The organism is Ruegeria sp. BB1 (assembly GCF_056539465.1).
In genome coordinates, this window is the sequence record NZ_JBQFVB010000010.1 from 135,320 (window position 1) to 157,924 (window position 22,605).

General features: G+C 53.2%; 21 protein-coding genes. 5 read left to right on the forward strand and 16 right to left on the reverse strand.

All coding sequences use genetic code 11. From position 1 onward, the window contains the following. Positions 1–8: 8 nt before the first annotated feature. From ACR0AL_RS18410 to ACR0AL_RS18445, 8 genes are all read right to left on the reverse strand, one after another. Positions 9–977: a type II secretion system F family protein gene (locus ACR0AL_RS18410; protein ID WP_480664174.1), complete on the reverse strand. Its 969-nt coding sequence runs from the start codon at positions 975–977 to the stop codon at positions 9–11. After that, on the reverse strand, positions 974–2,371 hold the full coding sequence (locus ACR0AL_RS18415) for a TadA family conjugal transfer-associated ATPase (protein WP_480664194.1): 1,398 nt from the start codon (positions 2,369–2,371) through the stop codon (positions 974–976). Before ACR0AL_RS18415 ends, ACR0AL_RS18410 begins: the two co-directional genes overlap by 4 nt. A gap of 6 nt (positions 2,372–2,377) precedes the next feature. Further along, entirely contained in the window at positions 2,378–3,607 is a 1,230-nt protein-coding gene (locus ACR0AL_RS18420; protein WP_480664176.1) for a CpaE/TadZ family protein, read from the reverse strand. Then, complete coding sequence (locus ACR0AL_RS18425) at positions 3,604–4,251, reverse strand: TadE/TadG family type IV pilus assembly protein (protein WP_170351519.1); 648 nt, start codon at positions 4,249–4,251, stop codon at positions 3,604–3,606. The genes ACR0AL_RS18420 and ACR0AL_RS18425 overlap by 4 nt, the downstream gene beginning before the upstream one ends. Further along, positions 4,248–4,745: a TadE/TadG family type IV pilus assembly protein gene (locus tag ACR0AL_RS18430; protein ID WP_170351517.1), complete on the reverse strand. Its 498-nt coding sequence runs from the start codon at positions 4,743–4,745 to the stop codon at positions 4,248–4,250. Before ACR0AL_RS18430 ends, ACR0AL_RS18425 begins: the two co-directional genes overlap by 4 nt. A 14-nt stretch (positions 4,746–4,759) precedes the next feature. After that, a complete protein-coding gene (locus ACR0AL_RS18435; RefSeq protein ID WP_480664178.1) occupies positions 4,760–6,295 on the reverse strand; it encodes a TadE/TadG family type IV pilus assembly protein in 1,536 nt (511 codons plus the stop codon). 9 nt (positions 6,296–6,304) lie between these two features. Then, positions 6,305–7,264, reverse strand: a complete 960-nt coding sequence (cpaB, locus tag ACR0AL_RS18440) for a Flp pilus assembly protein CpaB (protein WP_480664180.1) — start codon at positions 7,262–7,264, stop codon at positions 6,305–6,307. A 143-nt stretch (positions 7,265–7,407) separates the two neighbouring features. Then, positions 7,408–7,584 carry a Flp family type IVb pilin gene (locus ACR0AL_RS18445; protein ID WP_145975006.1) on the reverse strand — a complete coding sequence of 59 codons (177 nt, stop codon included), beginning with the start codon at positions 7,582–7,584 and terminating at the stop codon, positions 7,408–7,410. Between the two features lie 527 nt (positions 7,585–8,111). Between ACR0AL_RS18445 and ACR0AL_RS18450 the strand changes: the two genes are divergently transcribed. Next, a complete protein-coding gene (locus tag ACR0AL_RS18450; RefSeq protein ID WP_480664182.1) occupies positions 8,112–8,954 on the forward strand; it encodes a helix-turn-helix transcriptional regulator in 843 nt (280 codons plus the stop codon). A gap of 696 nt (positions 8,955–9,650) precedes the next feature. Here ACR0AL_RS18450 and ACR0AL_RS18455 read toward each other — a convergent pair. After that, a complete protein-coding gene (locus tag ACR0AL_RS18455; RefSeq protein ID WP_170351495.1) occupies positions 9,651–10,880 on the reverse strand; it encodes a hypothetical protein in 1,230 nt (409 codons plus the stop codon). Between the two features lie 206 nt (positions 10,881–11,086). Between ACR0AL_RS18455 and ACR0AL_RS18460 the strand changes: the two genes are divergently transcribed. Genes ACR0AL_RS18460 through ACR0AL_RS18470 form a run of 3 tightly spaced genes read left to right on the forward strand, consistent with a single transcriptional unit; the run spans position 11,087 to position 13,771 of the window. Then, complete coding sequence (locus tag ACR0AL_RS18460) at positions 11,087–11,740, forward strand: PepSY domain-containing protein (protein ID WP_217360551.1); 654 nt, start codon at positions 11,087–11,089, stop codon at positions 11,738–11,740. A gap of 37 nt (positions 11,741–11,777) precedes the next feature. After that, positions 11,778–12,437, forward strand: coding sequence for a response regulator (locus ACR0AL_RS18465; protein WP_170351510.1), 660 nt, complete (start codon positions 11,778–11,780; stop codon positions 12,435–12,437). Further along, positions 12,437–13,771 (forward strand): sensor histidine kinase, encoded by a 1,335-nt coding sequence (locus ACR0AL_RS18470; RefSeq protein ID WP_170351508.1) that lies wholly within the window; start codon positions 12,437–12,439, stop codon positions 13,769–13,771. Before ACR0AL_RS18465 ends, ACR0AL_RS18470 begins: the two co-directional genes overlap by 1 nt. A 150-nt stretch (positions 13,772–13,921) precedes the next feature. Here ACR0AL_RS18470 and ACR0AL_RS18475 read toward each other — a convergent pair whose 3' ends face one another. The 6 genes from ACR0AL_RS18475 to ACR0AL_RS18500 all read right to left on the reverse strand — a co-directional run bounded on the left by ACR0AL_RS18475 (position 13,922) and on the right by ACR0AL_RS18500 (position 21,175). Then, the gene (locus ACR0AL_RS18475) at positions 13,922–14,356 is read right to left on the reverse strand and encodes a hypothetical protein (protein WP_170351506.1); all 435 of its coding nucleotides are present in this window, start codon (positions 14,354–14,356) and stop codon (positions 13,922–13,924) included. 4 nt (positions 14,357–14,360) lie between these two features. Further along, positions 14,361–16,760: a trimethylamine N-oxide demethylase gene (locus ACR0AL_RS18480; RefSeq protein WP_480664184.1), complete on the reverse strand. Its 2,400-nt coding sequence runs from the start codon at positions 16,758–16,760 to the stop codon at positions 14,361–14,363. Beyond that, complete coding sequence (locus ACR0AL_RS18485; RefSeq protein ID WP_480664186.1) at positions 16,757–17,110, reverse strand: cupin domain-containing protein; 354 nt, start codon at positions 17,108–17,110, stop codon at positions 16,757–16,759. The genes ACR0AL_RS18480 and ACR0AL_RS18485 overlap by 4 nt, the downstream gene beginning before the upstream one ends. A gap of 19 nt (positions 17,111–17,129) precedes the next feature. Beyond that, the gene (locus ACR0AL_RS18490; RefSeq protein ID WP_480664187.1) at positions 17,130–19,112 is read right to left on the reverse strand and encodes an ABC transporter permease; all 1,983 of its coding nucleotides are present in this window, start codon (positions 19,110–19,112) and stop codon (positions 17,130–17,132) included. Next, a complete protein-coding gene (locus tag ACR0AL_RS18495) occupies positions 19,112–20,140 on the reverse strand; it encodes a quaternary amine ABC transporter ATP-binding protein (protein ID WP_170351499.1) in 1,029 nt (342 codons plus the stop codon). Before ACR0AL_RS18495 ends, ACR0AL_RS18490 begins: the two co-directional genes overlap by 1 nt. 84 nt (positions 20,141–20,224) lie before the next feature. Further along, positions 20,225–21,175: an ABC transporter substrate-binding protein gene (locus ACR0AL_RS18500; protein ID WP_170351497.1), complete on the reverse strand. Its 951-nt coding sequence runs from the start codon at positions 21,173–21,175 to the stop codon at positions 20,225–20,227. 192 nt (positions 21,176–21,367) lie between these two features. Here ACR0AL_RS18500 and ACR0AL_RS18505 point away from each other — a divergent pair, with 192 nt between their 5' ends. Continuing rightward, entirely contained in the window at positions 21,368–22,348 is a 981-nt protein-coding gene (locus ACR0AL_RS18505; protein WP_480638857.1) for a LysR substrate-binding domain-containing protein, read from the forward strand. A gap of 74 nt (positions 22,349–22,422) precedes the next feature. Here ACR0AL_RS18505 and ACR0AL_RS18510 read toward each other — a convergent pair. Continuing rightward, positions 22,423–22,605: hypothetical protein (locus ACR0AL_RS18510; RefSeq protein WP_480664196.1), on the reverse strand; the 183-nt coding region annotated here is incomplete at its 5' end.

Consider the following 22,605-nt stretch of genomic DNA (forward strand, 5'->3'; position numbering starts at 1 on the left):
GCTCCCATTCAGAATTTGAATTTGACGAGCCGCTTCAGGATAAGTCCTTGAGCAATCGTCAGACCGACTATCGCGCTCGCGAAATATGGGAACAGCGGATCGTTTCGGACATCGCCGTAGAACGAAGGTGTGGACATCTCGATTGAGAAGTAGATGAACACTGGTAGGACCGTGAGAATTAGACTGCTAAGACGCCCTTCGGCAGAGATGGCCTTGATCTTTTTTTGCATGGTTTGCCGGTCACGGATGACCTGGGATAGAATGCTTAGGACACGGGCAAGGTTGCCGCCGGTGCCGTGCTGAATACCGATGCTGACGGCAAGATAGTTCGCATCCTCTGTTCCGACACGTTTTGCAAAATCCTGAAACGCCGTTGCAACGTCGTCGCCATAGTTAATCTGGTCCTGAATTATGCCAAACTCACTACCTATCGGGTCCGGAAGATCTGTCGCCACGTTCCCGACAGTTACAGCCACTGGGTGCCCGACTTTCAGGCCACGAGCCATAAGGTCCAATGCATCCGGTAACTGTTTCGTAAGTTTTTTGGCCCGGGTATCCTTCATGGCGATCAGTGCCAGCAGCGGCAGAACGCCAGCCAGAAGGACGCCTAGAGCTGCGGCAATTTCCGGGGCAAGGAACCGGGATATTGCGATGAAGGCCGCCACGGCCAGACAGGTGGCTGCAAGGACCACCCAGATCGGGCTGATCGTCAGCCCGGCCTGGACAAGCAGACGACGAAAACGGGCGATCACACTGGGTTTTTCGCCAGGAGCGGTCATCGCAGGGTCACGTAGCAATTGCAGAACCTGATCGGTTGAGGCGCCCCCCTGGATTAGCTTCATGCGCCGATTTCTGGCCTCGCTGAGGGATTCCTTGCGCAGGAAAAGCTGCTGTAATCCTTCGTAAGCAAGAAGAATTCCGAGGAAAATCGAAATGTAGAACAGAATGTTCAGGGTGTTCGGTTGCAGGTCAATCATGACGACATAGCCCCACGAATAAACATGTTGGTGTCTACGTCGATCCCTGCGGCAACCAACTGATCGAAGCATTTTGGACGAATGCCGGTAGGCAAGAACTCTCCCAGTACCTGTCCGTCCTCCGACTTGCCGCGACGTTTGAAAACAAAGATGTCCTGCATCGTGATCGTGTCATCTTCCATGCCGGTAATCTCAGAAATACTGACGACTCTGCGGGTGCCGTCGCTAAGGCGGCTGAGTTGGAGTACGATCTGAATGGCCGAAGCTATCTGCGACCGAATGGTTCTGATCGGCAAGTCAGCGCCAAGCATTGTCACCATCTGCTCGACCCGGCTTAGTGAATCACGCGCCGAGTTTGCGTGAACGGTGGTCATAGACCCGTCATGGCCCGTATTCATGGCTTGAAGCATGTCAAAACATTCTGATCCACGAACTTCTCCAACGATGATGCGGTCAGGCCGCATCCTCAGGGCATTGCGAACCAGGTCACGTTGGGTGATTACACCTTGCCCTTCAGCATTTGGAGGGCGGGTTTCAAGACGTACAACATGGCTTTGCTGAAGCTGAAGTTCGGCAGCGTCTTCGATGGTAACGATACGCTGTTTGCCATCGATAAACGACGATACAGCGTTCAGCATGGTTGTTTTACCCGTGCCGGTACCGCCTGAGATGAGGATATTCAACCTCGCTTCGACAAGTGCCTCAAGGAGTTTGGCTGCCTGATCATTCATGCTGTTCTGATCAACAAGCTTTTTTATTGTCAGAGGGTTGCGGGAGAACTTGCGAATTGACAAAGCTGGTCCATCGACGGAACACGGCCGAATAATTGCGTTAACGCGGCTGCCGTCTTCCAAACGCGCATCAACCCAGGGCTGAGACTCATCGATACGCCGACCAACTTTGCTGACGATCTTGTCGATAATCCGTAGCAAGTGACGTTCATCGCGGAAGCGAACAGTAGAAAGCTCCAGAAGACCAAAGCGTTCGACGTACACCTGATCAAAAGAGTTTACGAGAATATCGTTGATAGTCGGGTCTTCCAGCAACGGTTCCAATGGCCCCAGGCCCATGACTTCGTGGATAAGCTCATCAACCAGTGCAGTGAAAGCCTCAGACCGCATGTGCAGGTTTTCAGCCTCGATCAGGCCGGTTACCAAAGATGCGATCTGGCGTTTCAATTCCGATCGTTCAACCTTGTCGATGACTGAAAGATTGAGCCGGTCCAGAAGCTCACCATGCAAGCGGCTTTTGAGTTCCAGATGCGCCTGCAGGTCGACGTCCACTGGGTCAGGAGTCGCCTTGGATTTGGTGGGCATGTCAATGGGTCGATCCAGTGTCAGCACATTCGACTTGGAAGCAACCTTGCGTGATCTAAATTCGTTGAACACGTTGATCTCCTTTTACGCTTTCTTCGTTGCCACGGGCTGAGTTTCAGCCGAAACGGCAGCGGCCAGTTTTGCCAAGGCTTTTCCAAGGTCCGATTGCGGCTTCATATCCACAATCGGCCGTCCAAGATCTACGGAATTTCTGGCAACTTTCGAATTGTCGGGTAGCCAGTGTTTCAGGCTTGTTTTCCATACCTTCTCGGCTTCGCGGACATGCGAAGGCTTGATCAAAGTATTCCGCTCTCTGTTGACCACGAACTCCACCGGAAGGCCGACGTTTGCCTCGCGGTAGAAATCAATCAACCGCCGCGCCTGGCGTACGCAGGGGACAGTAGTATCGGTAACCAACGCCAATTTGGTGGCCCGTTTGAAAATTGGTTCAACCCATTCAACAACGGCGCAGGGAAGGTCGATGATTATATAATCATAGCGCTGTTGCAGAAGGTCCAGCATCCCTTCGATCAGATCAGGCCGCATCGATTGCAGGGGCACCATCGGGGTAGGCGCGCACAGAACGTCAACGCCAAGCCCATGCTCTTGCAGGATCGAAGACAAAAGGTGATCATCAGGAATTTCAGAATTTTCAATTAGCTGAAGGAATCCGCCGTTGTCCTCGATGTCCAGAAAGACATTCGAGTTTCCGAACTGAAGGTCAAAATCCAAAAGGGCTACTCGATTTTTTGCGGACTTCCTGAAGAAAGATCCCCGCCCGCCGACAAGCGAGCACGCGAGGTTGACAGCAACTGTTGAAGCCCCGATTCCACCGCGCGCCTTTGCGACTGGTATCACCTTGCCCAACGCCGAAGAACCGTCTGAAATAGTGGTTTGCGAAACCGCACGCGCATTTAGTTTTTCACTAACTGCGGCTTTCAAACCTTCGCCATCAATTGACAGCGGCAAAACCTCATCAATACCGATCTTGTACAACTCGCGCGCTTTGGTGATCGACAGATCATTCTGAGTAAGCGCAACAAACAAGGTATCATCGTCGCGATGCGCCAGCACGGCCTCGATAGCGCGGAGCTCTCCTGTGTCATCAGGGTCGATTTCAAAGATTACCAGATCGTGCTTGAATGCAAGATCGAGGGCAGTTCCATTCAACATCTGAAACGATGCCCCGTTCCTGGTGACTTTATTTTCCTCATTTACGGGAAAGACATCCGCAACCAGCTGCGCGATCTCTTCGTTTTCCGAAACAAGCATAATTGCCTGTGATTTGGGTGTGAAAACACTCTGATCTCTCATCCTGACTCTCCTAATGCAAGGTCTTCAGCAGGCAGCGAGACGCTGAAGTTTGAGTAACCGACTGTCGAAGGTATTGTGCTGTTAGTTGCGCCTGCGGCGTTTGCCAGCGCGGCCAACGGTGACACGAATTGAAAATCGTTAAGGTTCAATTCGACTGAGACCATGGGTGTATACGGGCCACCCAGGAAACCCAGATTGGGATTGAAGTCATAATGAAACTGTAAGTTGTCTATTGTGGCATCCGGGGGCAAAAGCGGGCTAATCCGGGTCCAGATTTCCGAGGCCGTAGCATTGGTTGCGACACCCGAACACGAAGGGGTTTGAGGATCCGCACAAACCCCGGCCGAGGCACTGCAGGACGTACCAAATCTCGGTGACGAAGTAGATGTGCCTCGCTGATGCGTCGTGGGCACTCCGGGGCACGCAGGCGGTCGTACGACTGCAATGCGCGCAGCAAGTTGCGAGGCTTTTTGAGCATTCGCAACGCTATAGGACATGCGGCCGAAATCCAGTAGCGCCATGAAGAGAAACAGAAACAGGGAGACGACAATGGCGAACTCTACAAGAACGCCGCCGCCTTGATCCTGAAGAACTTTCTGCCCTCGGCGAAGCAAGCGCGTGTGGATATGAAGCTGACCTTTCATTGTCCGAAAATCCGTGAAGTGTCAGAGACATCCGTCGTCACGGACGATAGTCCGCTGCCAAAGAGGGACAGGATGCTGCCCATCGGAAACTGGATAGTAATGTTTGCGCTGACCGTGCCTACTGGGGCTGGGTTGACCCTATAGGTTCCAGACACACAGGACAGGCTGGGTGTCACCGAATTGACCGTTATGCTGGGTGGAAACAGGCTATTGGCATTTTTGTCGTCCTCGACGATGCCTTTCAATGTTGTAGTAAGCCCTGCAACAGAACCGCCAGAGGTGCAGATATCTGCCGGAGTGACTCTGGACAGATAGCGACTGGCGTCGCGGACGCCTGCAATAACCGATTGGTATGACCACATCATGCGTGCGGATTCCAACGTAACGGCCAATAGTAGAAGCATGATTGGCATGACCAGGCCAAATTCCACAAGGATCGCGCCATCATCTTTTTTTGCAAAGCGTTTGAGGGATTCTGCGAGGCGAGTTTTCATGATTCTGCGTCCCATCACCGATACAGTTGCACTAGGTCGCGAAAGATACCGCCGAACCCATTGCCGCCGCTGCCGACGCCTGAAACGTCAGGAAAGCCGACAATCTCGCCATGGATGTCAAAACTCGGCGGTGAACTACCGTCATCCCCCACCGGTTCGGTCAGGAAGACGGCAACAAATTTTGTGACCGGAACGCCTGTGGTCGAGCCGGAAACCGGGTTTTGAGCGCAATCAATGCCTGCTGCGGTCACGACGCGACGCGCTGGGTTAGTCGACATTTGGTTCGAACACATCGGGCGACCGGTTTCGGCAAGCGAAGGGTCCAGGATCGAGTTTGCGTTCGGTGGTGAATGTGGGTTGCTGTTGCCGTACTCGATTTCCCGCAGATACATTCCGTATCTTGTGCCAGCGAACACGCTATCCGTTACGCTAAGAGCCGGGAGGTGAGCATCGCTGCCAATTCCGTCTGCGATACCATCTGCAAGGTCATGGTTCCGGTTAAGATACCCTTGGCGATCCCAGACACCGTCTCCGAACCGGTTGTTACCACCGCACGTACCTGCTGCCATGCAAGTGTCGCGACCAAGTGCGATCGTATCAGGCGTGACTTCTTCGTTACCCTGAATGCAGGAACCACCACCCTTTTTCTGTATCCCTTTGATGACGTTTGGAGCCGGTGCAAAGTCCGGATTGTTTTTCTCCCCGTTAAGTACGCTACGGAAAATATCAAAGCGGACATTGAACGCCGCATTGGTGATTCCGACCTTCTGGCCAGGTTCGGTATCCAAACCATTGGTGAGGACGCATTGCGTGATCTGGCTTTGCGCCGCGATGAGGCAGGCGAGTTTGTTCCCGCCTTCATCCGCACATACGCCGGAGGCATCTTCAAATGTTGCTAGGTCGATAAACCCGAAGTTGCCCGGTCCCCAGGCGGTTCCGTTGCCACCGCTGCGCAGTAAGATTTGATCACCAACGGTCAGGGTATTCTCCCAATCCGGCGGTAAGCAGAACATTAAAGGTGAGATATCGCAGGCCGCTTTGGAGTAACCGGCGACGGCCTCGGCCGAAACGCTGGCCGATATGCCGCTTCCGCCAAGCATCCGGTCCAAAGCAGAAGCAAGGTTCATGCTAAGGGATTTGGGCGTTAGCACGACCTGAGCAAACTTGGCTTCTCTTGGGTTGGTCGTGAAGTCTGCGCCCAACGGCGTGAGGTCCGAAACCGGCAGGGCGGAATGAAACGAAAGCGTATAATCCGATGAACCCGAAAGCGTGGCGGACCCATTGGCAAATGTCTGGCTGTCACTGATCAAGTTGGCCGCTGCATTGGTTGCGCGGGTGATGGCGTCGGGTTGTCCGTCCAACTCACCAGCGGCTGCCAAGGCTACGTGGTCCGCGAAGGACTGAAGCTCTGCATGGGTCGAGTTCATTCGGCCTACATCCATCGTGATTGCAAAGAACCCGAGAAATGCGACAAATGCTGTACCCCAGAGAATAGCGACCGTGCCGCGCTCGTCCTGTGCAAAGAATGATATGTTCGTTGTCCGACGCATGACGCAGCCTTACTGTGCAGTGTTCTGGCTGACTTTGAGCGAGCGGGCTTTCGGCTTGGTGCCAGAGTTGATGGTTGCCGGTGTCGACTGGGCGTCCGTTTGATCGCGGGACTCTGCATTTGGAACGGCTTCCACTTCTGTCGCGTCGTCGGCTCCACGAGAGCTTCTCTGTATAACTTCAACTTCGGTTTCGGTGCCGCGGTTTACAATGATTGTCGGTTGCGCTTCGACTTTTTCAACCGGACCTTCCTCTTGCAGAAGATCGCGCAGGCGGACCATTTCCATCGGTTCATCCTCGACACCGTCCAACGTTCTGAGGGTGAGGCTCAGGGTGCCGGCCTTTTGGGCCAAAGCCAGGCGCTGACCTTGCTGAGGGGTCACTTCTACTGTGATCGTACGGGCAATTTCGGGCTGATCACTCAGTTCTTCGGATTGCTGATCCACACCAATAACGCGGATATTCTGTAAAATGGTCACAGCGCGCAAATCCATTTTCGCACCTTGTGTCAAAACGATGTCTACCCAATCACCCGGAGTGACAAATCCGCCGACCGCGGTCACGGCGTCCACTTCGATCGCCATGGCGCGCGTGTTTTCACCCAGCTTTTGAACCAGCGTGACCTTTTCGCCAAAATTCGAAACTTTCGAAATAAGCATGACTTCACCGGGATAGAACCGCCCCTTAGCGCGACGCAGCTGTTGGCGATTATCCGGAACAAGTACGCCTAACTCGGTGAAAACCCCGGCAGGTAGCGCTTCGCGTGGCCAGAGATGAGTTGTGACGTGATGATTTTCTATTGTTTGACCAAATGCGATTTCTGAGCGCGCAACGTAGATCTCAACGAGATCGGCGTTCGTCGTGGCACTGGGTGCAGTCGTGTTAAATTGGATGTAATCCTTCGCCAGGAACACAGAGCCTGAAGCAATCGCAATTCCAAATAATGTGGTAATAACTGGTCTGATACGCATCTCTGTCTCCAAAAGTTACGCTCAAAAATTTCGAAATGTCAGTGGTTAGGTTTCGAAAATCCCGGCGGTGTATTCTGCGCCGCTACACGGATGGGACGGCGCAGAATGTTGTTGTGGTTTGCAAATCGCAAGGAACCAATGGTTCAGCAGGTCGCGCTACCCAGAGCTGCGCAAGCACCCGTTACGTTCGTGTTAGTGGTGGTTCCAAGATACGAAAACGCACCAACCGCAATTGACGCGACAACCAAAAGGGCAAGGCCATATTCAACAATTGCCGCGCCGCTTTCTTCTTTGACAAACTTCTTCATAAATTTGGTCATGTTTCCCCCGAAAGGTTAAATTGAAATCCACGCTGCATTTGTCGCAGCGCAAGCCAGGCATTTCGCATTGGCTCTGAAATAACGGTAGCGGTGATGAAAACTTCCGCCTTCCGCAAAAAATAGGAAAAATACACGTAATAGATGATTTATTTATCATTTAAACTTCCTAAAAGAGATTAAAATAAACATTGCATTAACAAGGCTTTAATCTTCAATCGAATCAGTCAATCTGGAAACAATGCGGCGATTCGATGTGCAACTGTGGCTGGAAGGCTCAATAATACTCGTCGCTATATCTTTCCTTTGAGGCATCCAAGTGTAGGGAATTTGTTTTTCGGTATCTAGGTTTTACGTCATAATTACAAATAGTTATGAAAGTATTGGAAGCTGCTCGCTCTTTTTTGCCCTATAGGCATGGCCTTAAAATCAGTTGCTGGACCCATGAACCCCGAACAAGTTTGTAATTGCGGTGGGGCCGCGGCAGAAAGTTCTGCCTCGCAACGTTTGTTGTTTTGGTTAGTAGGGTAATGAGTATCATTTTCTCCAAGAGCGCCCAGGCGCAAAATAGTTTCAATTTTGTTATGGAATGGACGCATGCTTTAACGAGCAAAAACTCCATTCCGCAGGTTTTATATAAGCTAATAAAGTTGGTTAATGCGGATGCCGCATTAATTGCACGTACACTTAAGGTGGAACGAAAAGTAAAATATATTGCCCGGTGTTGCAGCGAGGAAGGAAAGGTTTGGCCCTCTCAACCTCAAACTCTGGTGGAACGGGTTCTGGGTGAAAGTTTTCTGACGGCTCGGGTGGGCTCAATTTGGACGTTGTCAGACGCGTTGGTTGCGGGCAACACAGCAACGCTTCGTCATTTTGAGGGCAATTTAAAGGCGCTGGGCGAGGTGATCGTGGTTCCGCTTGATACAACCGGCGGGCATGTGGATCACATCGAGCTGCATTTCAGGCATGAACCTGCCCAATATGATCTGGACCTACTAGCCATGTTGGCACCGACACTGGCGTCAGGTTGGTGCAAGCGAACGCCTGGTTCAATCTCCTCGTATCTGGAGAAGGGTCGTAATCATAATCTGAAAAAAGTTTCGGATACCGAGCATGTTCCAATCCTGGGCCCTCAAAATCCAGCAGGGCTCAGCCGGTGCGAGTTTCGGGTTTGCGCTATGCTGAAGGAAGGAATGACAGTTAAAAAGGTTTCAGAAGCCCTGACTGTCTGCCCAACGACTGTTCGTTCGCACCTAAGCTCGGTATTTTCGAAGACGGGTGCCTCTAATCAAGTCGAACTGTTGCACTTGTTAAATCGAAAAATTCAAGCAGGCCGCAGGCCCAGAGACGCTGAAACAGCTAACTTCGGTTGACAGCAATGGAATGCCAGTTCTGCAACGCGCCTCGTTAGCCATAAAACCGAGCAAGACACCCTTTGGTCTGATCGACGGCTAAGCTATGGCACAAAGCCAAGCATGGCTGATGTTATTCGAATAATATTTAGAGCAACCCAAATTTATAGTTTGGTTACAAGCGGCGAAGAGCAATTCAACACATTGTTTACGTTCCGGCGACAACTTTAACCAAAGGTGAACAATGTGTTCTCGTGGTGTTCAACAGGCATCGCGCATACTCCTTCCACCGAGCCGAGACAGTTATGGGTACTTGGCTCCCTGGAAGGGGAACTGCATGATTAAGTCTGCCACTGAAAGCGCTATGGATCAGGTTCCTGTACACTTGGAACCACCACGTTCCACCGCGCGCAAACACTTGTCTAACAGCACGAAATCCAGAAGCGGGCGTTTCCCGCCTGTCGAAATTGCTCTGAAAGCTATCGCAAGGAATGAGCAGCTTGAAAGAGCAAGAAGGACGTCTGACCCTACATCTTGACGTCCGCAGTTTTCGCGGGAAACGTCCTACCCGGGAAAACACAAATGCAAAAGCCCGCTCCAATCCGAGCGGGCTTTTTTGCTGTGTTAAGCTAAGGTTCAAAATTAAGGTACTTTTTCTGGTTCATGTTAGACGAATGCAAGGCAAAAGCGTCGCCCGGAGTCTCGTTGGCAGAATACTTAGCCGTTGCTAACAAGTTCTTCCACTTGTTCTCCCTCAGGCGTCTGACCGTCATCGACCGGATCTGTATTGGCTTCATCCTCATCGTGATCGTCGTCATCATACTTGTCTTCGTCATACGAACTGCCAAGCGCGGTTTTGACGGCTTCCTCGTCAGGATTAGAGGCTCGTACAGCGTCGAGAACATTGTCCTGCTGTTGCGTTGCGATGGCGTCATCTTCTGAAAACCCGCCCTTGTGGTGATCCAAAAGGTTGTCTTCTGCCTGATGCACGGCTTCTGCGGCCGCCAACTGATCTTCCGTAGGTCGATCAATCGGATTACCATCTTCATCCGTGGTTAAGTCGTGCGCATCTTTAACGGCTTGCGCGTCTTCCAAAGCTTCAGGGTCAGTTGTCCCAGGGTTGGCTTCCTCATTGGCGAGGATATCCTCAGCTTCCTCCAATGACAGAGGGGCTTCGTCCAAGTAATCTAGCGCTGCGTTGATTTCTTTCACGTCTTTGGGGCTTAACGTGTTGTCTTCACCCATGATGTGATTGAATTCGGTGTCCGCAACGGCAAGGCCCGCTGCAAGGCTGACCGGTCCGGTACCTTTCTTATACTGACCGTTTGCAATATGCGCGAGCTTTGCTTTGGGGCTGGAGTTAATGGCGCCGTTTAGCTTGCCGAGATTGCGCGATTCAAGCGCAAGCGTACTATCTTCCAGAATCGTTGCTTTTCTACTTGGCGGGCGCAGGGACCGCTTGACCGAAGTAGTCTTTGTTTGTTTTGCGGTGGTTACTGGCTTGCTACCTTTGAACAGGCCACCAATTCCCTTCCTTTGCGTTTTTTTTGCAGTTTGCTTTTTATTACCGCCAAGCAAGCCTTTCAGAGAGAATTGACCCTTCTTAGAAGACCTCGAATTGACCCCTGCGGAGCCTTTTGACTTGTGACCAGATTTTCCGGCCGCTTTGCTTGCTCCGTTCGTGGATGCGGCTGACCCGTTACCCTTGTTTTTATCTTTGCCGCTACTCGCACTGTTGCCATGGCCTTTACCACCGCTGTTGCCCTTGTCGCCCCCATTTCCATTGCCGCCATTGCCACCACCATTACCGTTGCCACCGCCGTTTCCTTTGCCTTGCTTGGCATAGGCGGCATCAGGGAACGTGAATGCGCCAACAATTGCCGTGGATCCCAGCAAGGCGATTGCGATTGCAGAGGCTTTCATTAGGCCGGTCGTATTGATCTTCATGACGGTCCTCGTTTGTTGAATGCGAATTTCCGCACACGATGCAATGCGTAGAAACATGACAGCACGAGTGCGCGTGTCGGAATCGGGAACTAACTGACAAATTTAAGCCTATTATCGTTGAACCTGCGACGAACCGACCGTTCATCGCCAGTTCATCTTAAAATCTGTAGAATTGAGGCGCGATTACGCGATATTGAGTACTGAGGATGAGAAAGCTTTTTATCATCGCTTGTCTGTTCGCCTTTCTCCAGGTTGGGGAAGGGCATGCTGCTGTGCGCGAACTAAAGCAATCCGAATTGCGCAAAGTGACAACGACGGGCAGCACCATCAGGTTAAAGAGGGTTCTAAAAGGCGTTGAAAAAGTCTTTGGTGGAACGCCGGTCGATGCGCGCGCGTTCCAGACTGACAAGGTCTACTATCGGATCCTCGTAAAGAAACCCAATGGGAAGATCATAAGTGTTATTGTGAATGCTCAAACCGGTGTCGTTGTACCCAATCGTTCTAATATCGGACGCCAGATTTCAAACGCAGCCAAGTCCACATCAGGCAATTCTGCCAAATCCAACACACAAAGCCAGACCAGCAGTAAGGGCAATCAGAGCAACAATAGTGGCGGCAACGGTAACGGCAATTCCGGTGGCAACGGTAATGGCAACTCCGGTGGCAACGGTAATGGCAACTCCGGTGGCAACGGCAACGGCAACTCTGGCGGCAACGGTAACGGCAACTCCGGTGGCAACGGTAACGGTAACTCCGGTGGCAACGGTAACGGCAACTCCGGCGGTAACGGTAACGGCAACTCCGGCGGCAACGGTAACGGCAACTCCGGTGGCAACGGTAATGGTGGTGGCAAAAAATAGTGGTTAAAATTTCGGTCGCAGGCCTATAGATAAAAGTATGAGAGTATTACTCGCAGAAGACGAACCGCACCTTTGCGAACAGATCAAAAAGCTGCTGAATGCTGAAGGCCGCGTGGTCGATATTGTCCACAACGGAGTTGATGCTCAGCATCTGGGAACTACCGAACCATATGACATGATCATCCTCGATCTCGGGCTTCCGGAACGAGATGGCATCTCGGTTTTGCGCGACTGGCGCAGCGCGGGTATAAAAACTCCGGTTCTGATCCTGACGGCACGCGATGGTTGGAGCGAACGGGTCGACGGATTGGATGCCGGTGCAGATGATTACATGACCAAACCATTCCATTTGCCCGAGCTGGCCGCGCGTGTCCGCGCCATCTTGCGCCGTCAGAGTGGGCAGCTGAATCCTGTTATCGAGATGGGCAATGTCGTTCTTGATACACGCAATGGGCGGGTGACTGTTGATGGCGTTCCGATCGACTTAACAGCCCAGGAGATAGCCGTTCTTACTTACCTGGCCCACAACGCCGGTCGCCTGATCCCCAGATCCGAACTTTCGGAACATATCTACGAATATAACGGTGACCGAGATTCGAATACCATTGCGGTTTTCATAAACCGGCTGCGCAACAAATTGGGACCTGACCTGATAACAACGGTCCGGGGTCGCGGATATATGATCGATTCAGTTTGATGTTGTCGCTGCGTCAACGGGCACTGCTTGGAGGGATTGCATCTGGGGCATTGTCCGTTGGCGTGGGCACTCTGGCTGTTTTTTCGTTTATCGATGCCCGAATTTCAAACAGGTTCGACGCTACGCTTCGAGATCGCCACACCCAGCTTGTCGTTGGGTTGAGCGTTACGACACAAGACCCGGATGCCCTGCGTGATCTCATGTTTGATCCGGCATACAGCGCGCCATATTCCGGCAGATACTGGCAGGTTACCACCGGCAACGGCGAGGTTTACACGTCGGCATCTTTGTTTGACGAAACAATCGCTGAACCACCTGACATCTCTGAAGATGCAACCCTTTGGAACACTTCCGGCCCCGAGGGGGAAGCGTTGCGCAGCGCATACCAAAAAATTTCTTTCGAAGATGGAACTGTCTGGGGAATTAGTGTTGCGGAAAGCCAGGCGCAGTTGGTCAATGAAAGACGGGCGGCACAGCGTAGTCTTCTACCGGTGTTTGGTTTGGTTGGCTTGATCGGTGTTGCAAGTTCATTGATGCTGATGTCCGCAATCCTGGGTCCTCTTCGTAAATTGCGTGCGGATGTCGCCCATCGTTGGGACACGGATGACAATCTGGCACCCACGGATTACCCGGACGAAGTGGCCCCTTTGGTCGATGATCTGAATCAGCTTTTGCATCGCAATCGGGACATTGTATCCGGCTCACGCAGGCAAGCCGCTGATCTGGCACATGCTCTGAAAACGCCAGCCACTATTCTGAGAAATGAACTACAGGCTATGTCACAGGCCGGTGTCGACACAGGTATCGCTGACGAAGCTTTAGATCGGATCGACTCTCAACTCGGTCGGTCACTCGCGCGAATCCGGGCTCTAAACACGGCTGAGTTGACCCATTCGCGTACGGACGTTTCACACTCAGTCGAACGTCTCGCACGGTTGTTTACTACGATCGCTGAGAGAGAGGATAAAATACTGGAAGTCAAAAGCGATCCTGAGCTTTGGGTGCGCATGGATACGCAGGATATCGAAGAGGTTCTTGGGAACTTACTGGATAACGCAGTCAAATGGTGTCGTGGCAAAGTAAAACTGACCGCAAAACGTCACGAAGACTGTGTCGAGATCTGTATCGAAGATGACGGCCCAGGTATCCCAGAGGACGCAATACGCGAAGCGCTACGCTCTGGTGGACGGCTTGACACTTCGGTAAGAGGCAGCGGGCTGGGGCTGGCAATCGCGGTTGATCTTCTCAAGGCATACGGTGCGCACTTCGACCTGGGAAAATCTGCCGCGTTAGGAGGATTAAGTGGTCGGGTGGTTATCCCAACCAAGTCTTAAGCGGCGACGGCTGAGAGAATGAGTGGCACAATGCGTGGATTTCTGAGCAGCCTCATCTGACTGGTCCAGTTTGATTGTTAGTGCATTGTTGGCCTCTGACCCATTGGGATGATGGTTTCCGTGGCTGGTGGGCGATGTACACCGACTGCATCAATTGTGATGTTCGAGACTCAAAAACACCAATGTACGATTGATTTGGCCCTTATCTTTTTGGGCAACGCGAATAAAGCCTTCTGAAGTGAAAAGCTCCCTCAGCACGTAACTATCAGGGTGGTTGACTGATCCGTCGTCTTGCGTCCAAGTTCCCTCTTTGCAAAGTGTTACTTCAGTCCAGAGGTCGTTAAACGCGCGAATGGCTTCAGAGTCCCGGAATGGAAACTCCCATCGGCATGAAACGCCTTGGACATTGTCCAGGCCGACAAATGTTTTGCACATCGCTCCATTCGGTGAAACGCCCGTGGTATTATAGTTTTCAAGCGCGGAAACCCGGTCACATTTGTCCGCGAAGCCAGTTGTTGGTGAAGTTGCGATGACAAGCTCCAGAAAACAAACGGCCACAACTTTGGCCGTTTGTTTGGCAGTCAAGTTTTCATTCGGCCGCATCCGGGACATTTTTACTGGGGTAAACACCTTTCACGCGCTCTTTAGTTGGATCAAAATGCGGGAACGGAACAATTTTTGCCTTAAGGCGCTTTTGCTGCCCATCCAGTTGACCGATCTCAATGTCGTGCCCCTCCAGCGCATGGGTTGATGCAACACGCCCAAGGGCGATGACCTTGCCTAAGATGGGTGACTTCATCGCGCTGGTGATTTCGCCGACCTGCGCTTTTCCGACACGTACACAATCGCCCGGAGAAGGCACTGTTCCACCTTCTATATCAAACCCGACCAGCTTGCGGTGAGGGTGAGCCTTGCGTTCCTCAATTGCGCTGCGCCCGATGAAATCATCGGTCTTAGATTTCAATGGGACGGTAAAACCGACCCCGGCCTCGAACGGATCGGTCTGGTCGTCAAATTCGGACCCGGCAAAGATCAAGCCGCCTTCGATCCGCAACATGTCGAGGGCGGCAAGACCAAGCGGGGCAATTCCATAATCCTGACCAACTTCCCATACACGGTCGAAAATCTCGACAGCATCATTGGGGTGGCAGAATATTTCATATCCCAACTCGCCGGAATATCCGGTTCGGGAAATCACGACCGAGGTTCCGCGCACATCCCCGACCCGGGCCACGGTAAGCCGGAACCAAGGCAATTCTTCAATTGTTGGCTGCTGGGGTGGCGTCCAGAATATCTGCGAGAGGATGTCGCGGCTGTGCCGCCCCTGTACCGCGATATTGTGCAACTGATCTGTAGAGTTTCGCACCCAGACATTCATGTTACGCTTGCGCGCTTGTTCCTGCAGCCACAATCCGCTGGTGTCGTTGCCGCCGATCCATCGGAAGTTGGTCTCTCCCAGCCGATAGACAGTGCCATCGTCGATCATGCCGCCATGTTCATAGCACATTGCCGTATAGACAACTTGACCGACGCTCAGCTTCTTCATGTTGCGGGTCACGCAAAGCTGCATCAGCTCTTCGGCATCCGGGCCAACAACCTCGTATTTGCGCAGTGGGCTCAGATCCATCACGGCGACTTTGTCCCGACAGGCCCAATATTCTGCGATCGCACCATGATTGGTCATCGTATTGGGCAGCCAATACCCGTTGTATTCGACAAAATCACGGGTATGACGTGCAAAGCAGTCGTGAAATGCTGTTTTCTTGGTTTCTTCCACATCCGCCTCCGCAGATTTTCTGTAGCCATAGGACCGTTTGAAATCTTCGGTCGCTCTGTAAGTTCGCACCTGAATGTCGGTTGGATTCCAGCCATTGGCCGGGTCAATGTCGCAGGGGCAGCCGGTACTGACGCAGACAAGATCTGTCAGCGCGCGCAGCAGCACGAAATCTCCGGGTCGCGACCACGGATCATCCATGCCGATGGCATTGTCATCGTCCAGCATCGTGTTGAAAAAGAAGTTGATCGCAGGCCAGCCTGCGCGGGGCCGGATGGCATACTGGTCCAGATCTTTGTTGATATTTTCCGAGCAATTGACATGGCCAGGATAGCCCAAGTCTTCATAATACCGAGCTGTACAGGCCAGCCCGAACGTGTCGTGGCGGCCGCACGTATCCTGCACGATCTCGACCAGGGGTTCTTGATCCACCGACCAGTACTTTGAGAATATGCCTGGTTGCGGATACAAACTGCCCATCAGGCTACGTGTCGTGGTGGGATCAATCTCGCGTTCGATCCCCTGATCCAGTGCACGTCGGCTGAACGCCTGAAAGTCTGAACATTCGCGGCCCCTGACATCCACGATCTGGATGAACTCCCCGGCTTTGACCTCATAAGATTTGGCATTGCCAGGCTGAATGTTGATATCCTTGAGTGGGTCGGCCAGAGGATCGGGCGGGCCCACGTCGGGTTTTTCCAAGCCAGGAGCGGCACGCTGAATGTACAGGATAATGTCGGTCGGCGGGTTGTTGTCTTCGGGCCGCATCGCTTCGCCGGGAGCAGAGACGATCAGAAGACCGTCGCATTCCGCCACGAAATGCGCCATGTCGCCGGGCCGTGATCCATCCGAGAAAGCCCGGATCGCATCCCCGCGTCCGATATCGAAACCTGCAACCTCTAACGCGCGTAGCACTTTCTTGCCCGAAACCGAGCCATTCGCCAGAGTCGCAATCAGCCCCTCTGGTCGCCCGTGCCCCTGCGCGCCAAGCATGGCAGCGTCCGAGCTTCGATCGGGGGCAAAGAACACCATCTCGGCGGGTTGCATCCCATCGCGATCCAGCAATGTGATCGTGTCGCCTTTGGACACCGAAACCGCCCGCGACCCTGCGCCAGGGACGGGATGACGTTCCGTTCCATGCGGTAGAATCGGAAGACCGGGGGCCAGAACCCCGCTACGTTCGTAAGGCACTTCGAAAACCGGTTTCACATTCATAATGCACCTTCCTGAATGGACTCGGTTGCACCGCGGTGCGTGACCACCAAAAGGCATCCCGCCTCGGTGCGCGAAAAATGGCTGGAACCGGCGGCCAAACTGACGAAGTCACCGCTGCGATAGCTGAAACCGTCGTCATCAGTCAGATCGCCTTCGAGGACAAAGAACTCTTCCGCACCGTGATGAATATGCGGATTCGAGCGCGTTCCCGGGGCCATCTTCATCAGATAACTCCCTTGCCCGGTGACTTCGTCAAAGCTGACATTCTTCCACCAGACCAGTTCGTCGAGCAGACCGTCCATGTGCATTCTAACAAAGCCGGTATCGTCGAACCGGGCGACAGTACGCATGTTTTGCTGTTGTGCCATCTTAATCGAGCCCCAGTCGCTTTTTACGCTGTTCCGCCCAGCTGCTGATCGCCATGTCAAAGGTCAGCGCCATCAGCGACACGTTCAGGCCGAGGACAAAGTTTTTGCCCAACTCGGTTCCGGCCAGCGTTCGCTGAAGTTCTTGCCCAAGGTCCTGCGTGCCGATAAAGGCTGCGATGATGACCATAAAAAAGGCGAACATGATGGCCTGATTGAACCCGACCGCCATAGTTGGCAGAGCCAGTGGGAACTGTACCGACATCAGCTTTTGGCGACGGGTTGAGCCGGACATGTCGGCGGCTTCGGTCATTTCCGGCGGGACGCTGCTGAGGCCAATAATAGTGTACCGGATCAGCGGTACGGCGGCGAAGATCAGGATCGAGAACACAACCGCCACGTCATTGACACCGAACAACATGATCGCTGGGATAAGATAAATAAAGCTGGGGAAGGTCTGCGCGGTGTCGCAGGCCAGAAGGATGCTTTTCGACCAGCGTTCGGACCGGGCAGCGATTACGCCCAGCGGTATTCCGATCAGTGTGGCCAGCGCAACAGCCGAGATAACTGTATACAGAGTGATCACCGACCGGTCCCACCAACCCGAGAATGCGACGATGGTAAAAAACACTGCCGCATAGATACCTGGGCGGCGTCCGCCGACCCAATAGGCAAAGGCAACGACTATTAGGATGAAGGCGGGGGTCGGGATCGCCAGCAGCGTGTCCCGGAACGGGATCAGAACCTTGACGTTCAGGAACCAGCGCAACCATTCAGTTGTTCCCTTGATGGCGTCGATCGCCAGGAACGACTTGATCACCACGTCAATTTCCTTGCCTTGGCTCAGGTGCTGTTTGCGGCCAACTTCAGCCAGGATCGGGAACAGCTGCGACAGCAGGATAAACCCGATGAACAGACCCAGTGCGACCAGCGAGATTTGATGCCGCTTCCACCAGGGCGTGTTGCGTTCAAAGTGAACTGGTTGCTTGACCACCCAGGCCTTGGACATCCGGTCCAAAGTCACGGCCAAAAGGACGATAGTGATGCCAATCTCGAAGGATCGTCCGAGCTTGAAACTCCCCATCATCGCCAACAGTTTAGCGCCAAGACCCGGCATTCCGATAAAGGCGGTCAGAACGACCATTGCCAGACACAGCATGATCACCTGATTGACGCCAACCAGAATTTCGGTGCGCGCTGCCGGAATGTATACATGGCGCAGCATCTGCCAGCGAGTACAGCCGGACATCTGACCCGCTTCGATCACTTCGGGGCTAACCTTCTTGAGCCCCAGCGTTGTCATCAGGATCATCGGCGGGATCGCGAATGTAATCGTTGCAACGGCCCCGGCGGTTGGACCCACCTTGAAGAAAATCACCGCAGGCAGCAGGTAGGTAAAGAAGGGCAGGGTTTGCAATATGGACAGGATGGGCTTCAGGACCCGCTCGAACCAACCGTATTTCCATGCGGCAATACCCAAAGCCAGCCCCAGCAGGAACGCCAGGGGTGCTGCAACCACGATCACCGACATTGTTTGCATGGCGATCTTCCACTGGCCGATTGCTGCGGTCCAGATAAAGGTGCCCGCGCCCAAAGCGGCCAACTTCCATCCACCGACAGCATAACCCACAACCGCGGCAACGGCGGCAATCGCAGACCATGGGATCGGTCCCAGATAGGGCCAGCGACGCTTGCCTTCCAAAAGGTTGGCCGATGTATCCAGCAGGAATTCAAGCGGACCTTCCGCGATGAAGCGGGTGACGTATATCAGGCCCAGGTCATTCTGGATGAAGTTGAAGATCGCATCCAGAACTTGTGCGGTGGGCGGGATCGCCGCTTCGGGGATGCGGTTCAGCCATTCAGGCAGAATACCAGCGGCTTTGGCAAGGATCAGTGCAAACGCCACTGCAAGCAGCGCGGTAAGTACCCGTGTACGTCCCCACGGCTTGCCCGATGTCTCCGTCAGATCAGTGGACAGCGTCGCCATTATTCGGCTCCGAGCAGAACATTCAGAGCGGTGTCGCGTTCCAGGACACCGGTGATAACGCCTTTGTCATCCGCAACCGGCAAAAGGATGCGGTTGTCATTGACCAGAACTCGCGCAAGTTCGTGGATCGTTGCGCCACCATTGATCGGAGCTCCTTCCAAGGCGTGCCCGTTGACCGGTTTCGCCAGCCCTTTCGCATGCACCACGCGGGCTTTGTCGATGTCCTCGGTAAATTTCGCCACATATTCAGTGGCAGGATTCATGACGATTTGATCGGGTGTGTCACACTGTTCAACCGCGCCATTGCGCATGATCGCGATCCGATCTGCCAAACGCAGCGCTTCGTCAAAATCATGAGTAATAAAGACGATGGTTTTACCCAGCATCTCTTGAAGCCGTAGGAATTCATCCTGCATTTCACGTCGGATCAAAGGGTCAAGGGCGGAGAACGGTTCATCCAGGAACCAAATATCCGGCTCAATCGCCAGGGACCGGGCGATGCCGACCCGTTGCTGTTGCCCGCCGCTGAGTTCGCGCGGGAAATATTCTTCACGACCCTCAAGGCCGACCAGCTTGATTACTTCCAATGCGCGTTCGCGTCGGTCATGGCGATCCTGACCGCGCATTTCCAGCGGGAAGGCCACGTTATCCAGAACCGTACGATGCGGCAGCAGACCGAAGGACTGGAACACCATGCCCATCTTGTTGCGTCGCAACTCGATCAGGTCGCGCTCGCTCAGGCTCATGATGTTCTGACCGTCAACCTCAATCGTGCCGCCGGTAATGTCATGAAGACGTGAAAAGCACCGTACCAGAGTAGACTTACCTGATCCGGACAGCCCCATGATGACCAGCATTTCACCCCGGCCAACTTCAATCGAGACGTCTTTGACCCCGGCGATGTAACCGTCCGCACGTATCTCGTCGAAACTGCGACCCGCGGGCATAGATTTCAGATAGGTCTCAGGAGAGGCTCCAAACAGTTTCCAGACGTTTTTAGCTGAGATGACGGGCGCTGTGGCGGACATGGCTGCCTTCTTTCTTGTTAGGCGCGGCCTTGCTTCACCGAGATCGGCAAGGCCGCGCCAGTTTCGTCGCGAATGACCGGTTTATCAACTGCAGGCGCTGATCCAGGGGTCAACAACAGCGCGGTTAGCGTCCAGCCATTCGGCTGCTGCCTCTTCCGGTTCCAGCTCGTCTGTATCGACCAGCTTGGCCATTTCCGCGATTTGCGGGTTGGTGAACGAAATTTCAGTCAATACGCAGTAGGCAGCCGGCCACTTATCTTTCATGCCATCCCACGCGGCTTTTTTCAGGTAACCGCTGGCTGGGTTTCCGCAATCATACAACGCATCGGGATTCGGACCTTTGGATGGATCTTTGTCGCAACCATCTTCCCAGGCCGGAAATTCAACAAACTCACCGGGCCAGACAGCTTCGGCAAAGTTGGGTGTCCAGTTGAAGACCAGAACAGGTTTCTTATCCGCCTCTGCCGCTCCGATCTCGGCCCAAAGGGCTGCAGCCGAACCCGCATTGATAACCGTGAAATTCAAATCAAGCGCTTCGGCACGTTCCTTACCGTGCTTCAACCAGTCGACGGGTCCATCCAGATACCGGCCTTTGTCCCCGGTTTCCGCTGTTGCGAAAAGATGTGCGCAGTCGTTTAAAGCTTGCCAATCAGGCAGGCCGGGGCAGGATTCCTTAGTCCACATCGGATACCACCAATCCTCGCGCGTGACTGCATCATGATCGCCTGCATCATGCAGACCACCCTTTTCCAGCGCGGCGCGGAAGGATGCGCCAAATGCACCTTCCCAGACTTCCATCTCAAGTGTGACATCGCCCAAGCGTACCGACTCGTAGACCGCCTGACTGTCTGTTGTGACGTATTCGACGTTGTCACCGATCTCTTCGAGTAGTTGACCTGTAACGTAAGACATCACGATCTGACTGGACCAGTTGTGAATTGGAATGACGATCGGATCGCTGCTGTCTTCGGCGAACGCTCCGGTGCCCGCTACCGCTGCCAAGGTTGCAGCAGAAAATAGGTTTGTGAGTTTCATGTTTGCTCCCTGAGTGACGTACATTTCTTATCTGCGGACTCTTCCGGCCCCGAATTTTCTCATTCTGCCTAAGTTTTCACGAGACGCAGAACAGAAATTTGAGAGCCATTGCCTATAAATTCTTGAGGCAAATCTGACTTTTCACTATTTTAACAGTCAGTTGCCTGATCGGTTTCCAGTCGAAACGGGCAAATGTTTTTGATTGCGATCATCTTCAGATTGGGAAACCGCCTTCAGATGCCAAAGAAAGCGCCAATTACCGGGAAGGTCCTTCCACCGCTCGATTACCTTTTGGCATTTGAAGCGGCTGCGAAGGCGCAGAGTTTTGCGCAGGCCAGCAAGGTGCTCAACATTTCGGAAACGGCAATCAGCCGCAAGGTGCGACTGCTGGAGCAGCATTATGATGTTCCGCTGTTTGTCAGAGGTCATCGCTCGGTCTCGCTGACGCAGCAAGGTGCGATTTTGTTGGCAACTGTGGAAAAGTCGCTGGACCTGATGCGGGATGTTAGCCGTGACATGCTGGCTAAACATCAGGCCAACACGGTCTCGATCTCTGCGACTAACTCGGTTGCGTCACTCTGGTTGATGCCACAGCTAAGAAAATTCAACAAATCTAATGATCGCATTCGTATTTCGTTGGTGTCTTCCGACAGTGATGCAGAGTGCCTTTCAGATTCGATGGATTTGACGATATTGCGCGGGGATGGGGAATGGCCTGGATATCATGCTCAGCTGTTATTTGGGGAAACTGTTTTCCCGGTCTGCAGCCCGGAGTATCTCAATAGTAATCCGACGGTGACAGATTTAACTGCTTTGCCAGAGTTGGATCTGATTGAGGTGACCAGTAGTCACGCGGAATGGATGACATGGCACACGTGGTTCAACGGCAATGATATTTCGACCTCATTGATGGAGCGCGCTGTGGCCTTCAACACCTATCCTCTCTCTATACAAGCTGCAGTCGATGGATTGGGGGTCGCATTGGGTTGGGCCCATCTTGTCGACCCACTGCTTGAAAGCGGCGCGTTGGTCAGACCAATTCAGGACGTCTCGGTGCGAACACAGTCTGGGTATTATCTTCTTAAAAGCCCAACGCAAAAAGCATTCCCGGAATTACGCATCGTTGAGGATTGGTTGTTGGGGCTTAGCGCGGTGCGCAAACGTTACGCGTGAACCGTGACCCCATTGGGTAACAAATACCCTTTCGGTCATGTCCTCGCATTTCCAAGGTTGACCCAAGGGAAAAATTATTTACCGTAAAGAAAGTATTCGATTCCTCCCCGGTCGCAGATGCGGACGGGTTTGAGTCCGTTAAACCTACTTTGCACGGAGCCCAGCACCCAATGAGCTACAAATCCGACATCGAAATCGCCCGTGAGGCGAACAAGAAGCCGATTCAGGAAATCGGTGCGAAAATTGGCATCTCCAGT

Bases quoted from the DNA above. Each gene is read 5' to 3' on its own strand.
- ACR0AL_RS18470 (WP_170351508.1), top strand. From the start codon at position 12,437: ATGTTGTCGCTGCGTCAACGGGCACTGCTTGGAGGGATTGCATCTGGG.
- ACR0AL_RS18425 (WP_170351519.1), bottom strand. From the start codon at position 4,251: ATGAAAGGTCAGCTTCATATCCACACGCGCTTGCTTCGCCGAGGGCAG.
- ACR0AL_RS18465 (WP_170351510.1), top strand. From the start codon at position 11,778: ATGAGAGTATTACTCGCAGAAGACGAACCGCACCTTTGCGAACAGATC.
- ACR0AL_RS18460 (WP_217360551.1), top strand. From the start codon at position 11,087: ATGAGAAAGCTTTTTATCATCGCTTGTCTGTTCGCCTTTCTCCAGGTT.
- ACR0AL_RS18490 (WP_480664187.1), bottom strand. From the start codon at position 19,112: ATGGCGACGCTGTCCACTGATCTGACGGAGACATCGGGCAAGCCGTGG.
- ACR0AL_RS18495 (WP_170351499.1), bottom strand. From the start codon at position 20,140: ATGTCCGCCACAGCGCCCGTCATCTCAGCTAAAAACGTCTGGAAACTG.
- cpaB (WP_480664180.1), bottom strand. From the start codon at position 7,264: ATGCGTATCAGACCAGTTATTACCACATTATTTGGAATTGCGATTGCT.
- ACR0AL_RS18480 (WP_480664184.1), bottom strand. From the start codon at position 16,760: ATGAATGTGAAACCGGTTTTCGAAGTGCCTTACGAACGTAGCGGGGTT.
- ACR0AL_RS18485 (WP_480664186.1), bottom strand. From the start codon at position 17,110: ATGCGTACTGTCGCCCGGTTCGACGATACCGGCTTTGTTAGAATGCAC.
- ACR0AL_RS18430 (WP_170351517.1), bottom strand. From the start codon at position 4,745: ATGAAAACTCGCCTCGCAGAATCCCTCAAACGCTTTGCAAAAAAAGAT.
- ACR0AL_RS18500 (WP_170351497.1), bottom strand. From the start codon at position 21,175: ATGAAACTCACAAACCTATTTTCTGCTGCAACCTTGGCAGCGGTAGCG.
- ACR0AL_RS18455 (WP_170351495.1), bottom strand. From the start codon at position 10,880: ATGAAGATCAATACGACCGGCCTAATGAAAGCCTCTGCAATCGCAATC.
- ACR0AL_RS18420 (WP_480664176.1), bottom strand. From the start codon at position 3,607: ATGAGAGATCAGAGTGTTTTCACACCCAAATCACAGGCAATTATGCTT.
- ACR0AL_RS18450 (WP_480664182.1), top strand. From the start codon at position 8,112: ATGAGTATCATTTTCTCCAAGAGCGCCCAGGCGCAAAATAGTTTCAAT.
- ACR0AL_RS18445 (WP_145975006.1), bottom strand. From the start codon at position 7,584: ATGACCAAATTTATGAAGAAGTTTGTCAAAGAAGAAAGCGGCGCGGCA.
- ACR0AL_RS18435 (WP_480664178.1), bottom strand. From the start codon at position 6,295: ATGCGTCGGACAACGAACATATCATTCTTTGCACAGGACGAGCGCGGC.
- ACR0AL_RS18410 (WP_480664174.1), bottom strand. From the start codon at position 977: ATGATTGACCTGCAACCGAACACCCTGAACATTCTGTTCTACATTTCG.
- ACR0AL_RS18505 (WP_480638857.1), top strand. From the start codon at position 21,368: ATGTTTTTGATTGCGATCATCTTCAGATTGGGAAACCGCCTTCAGATG.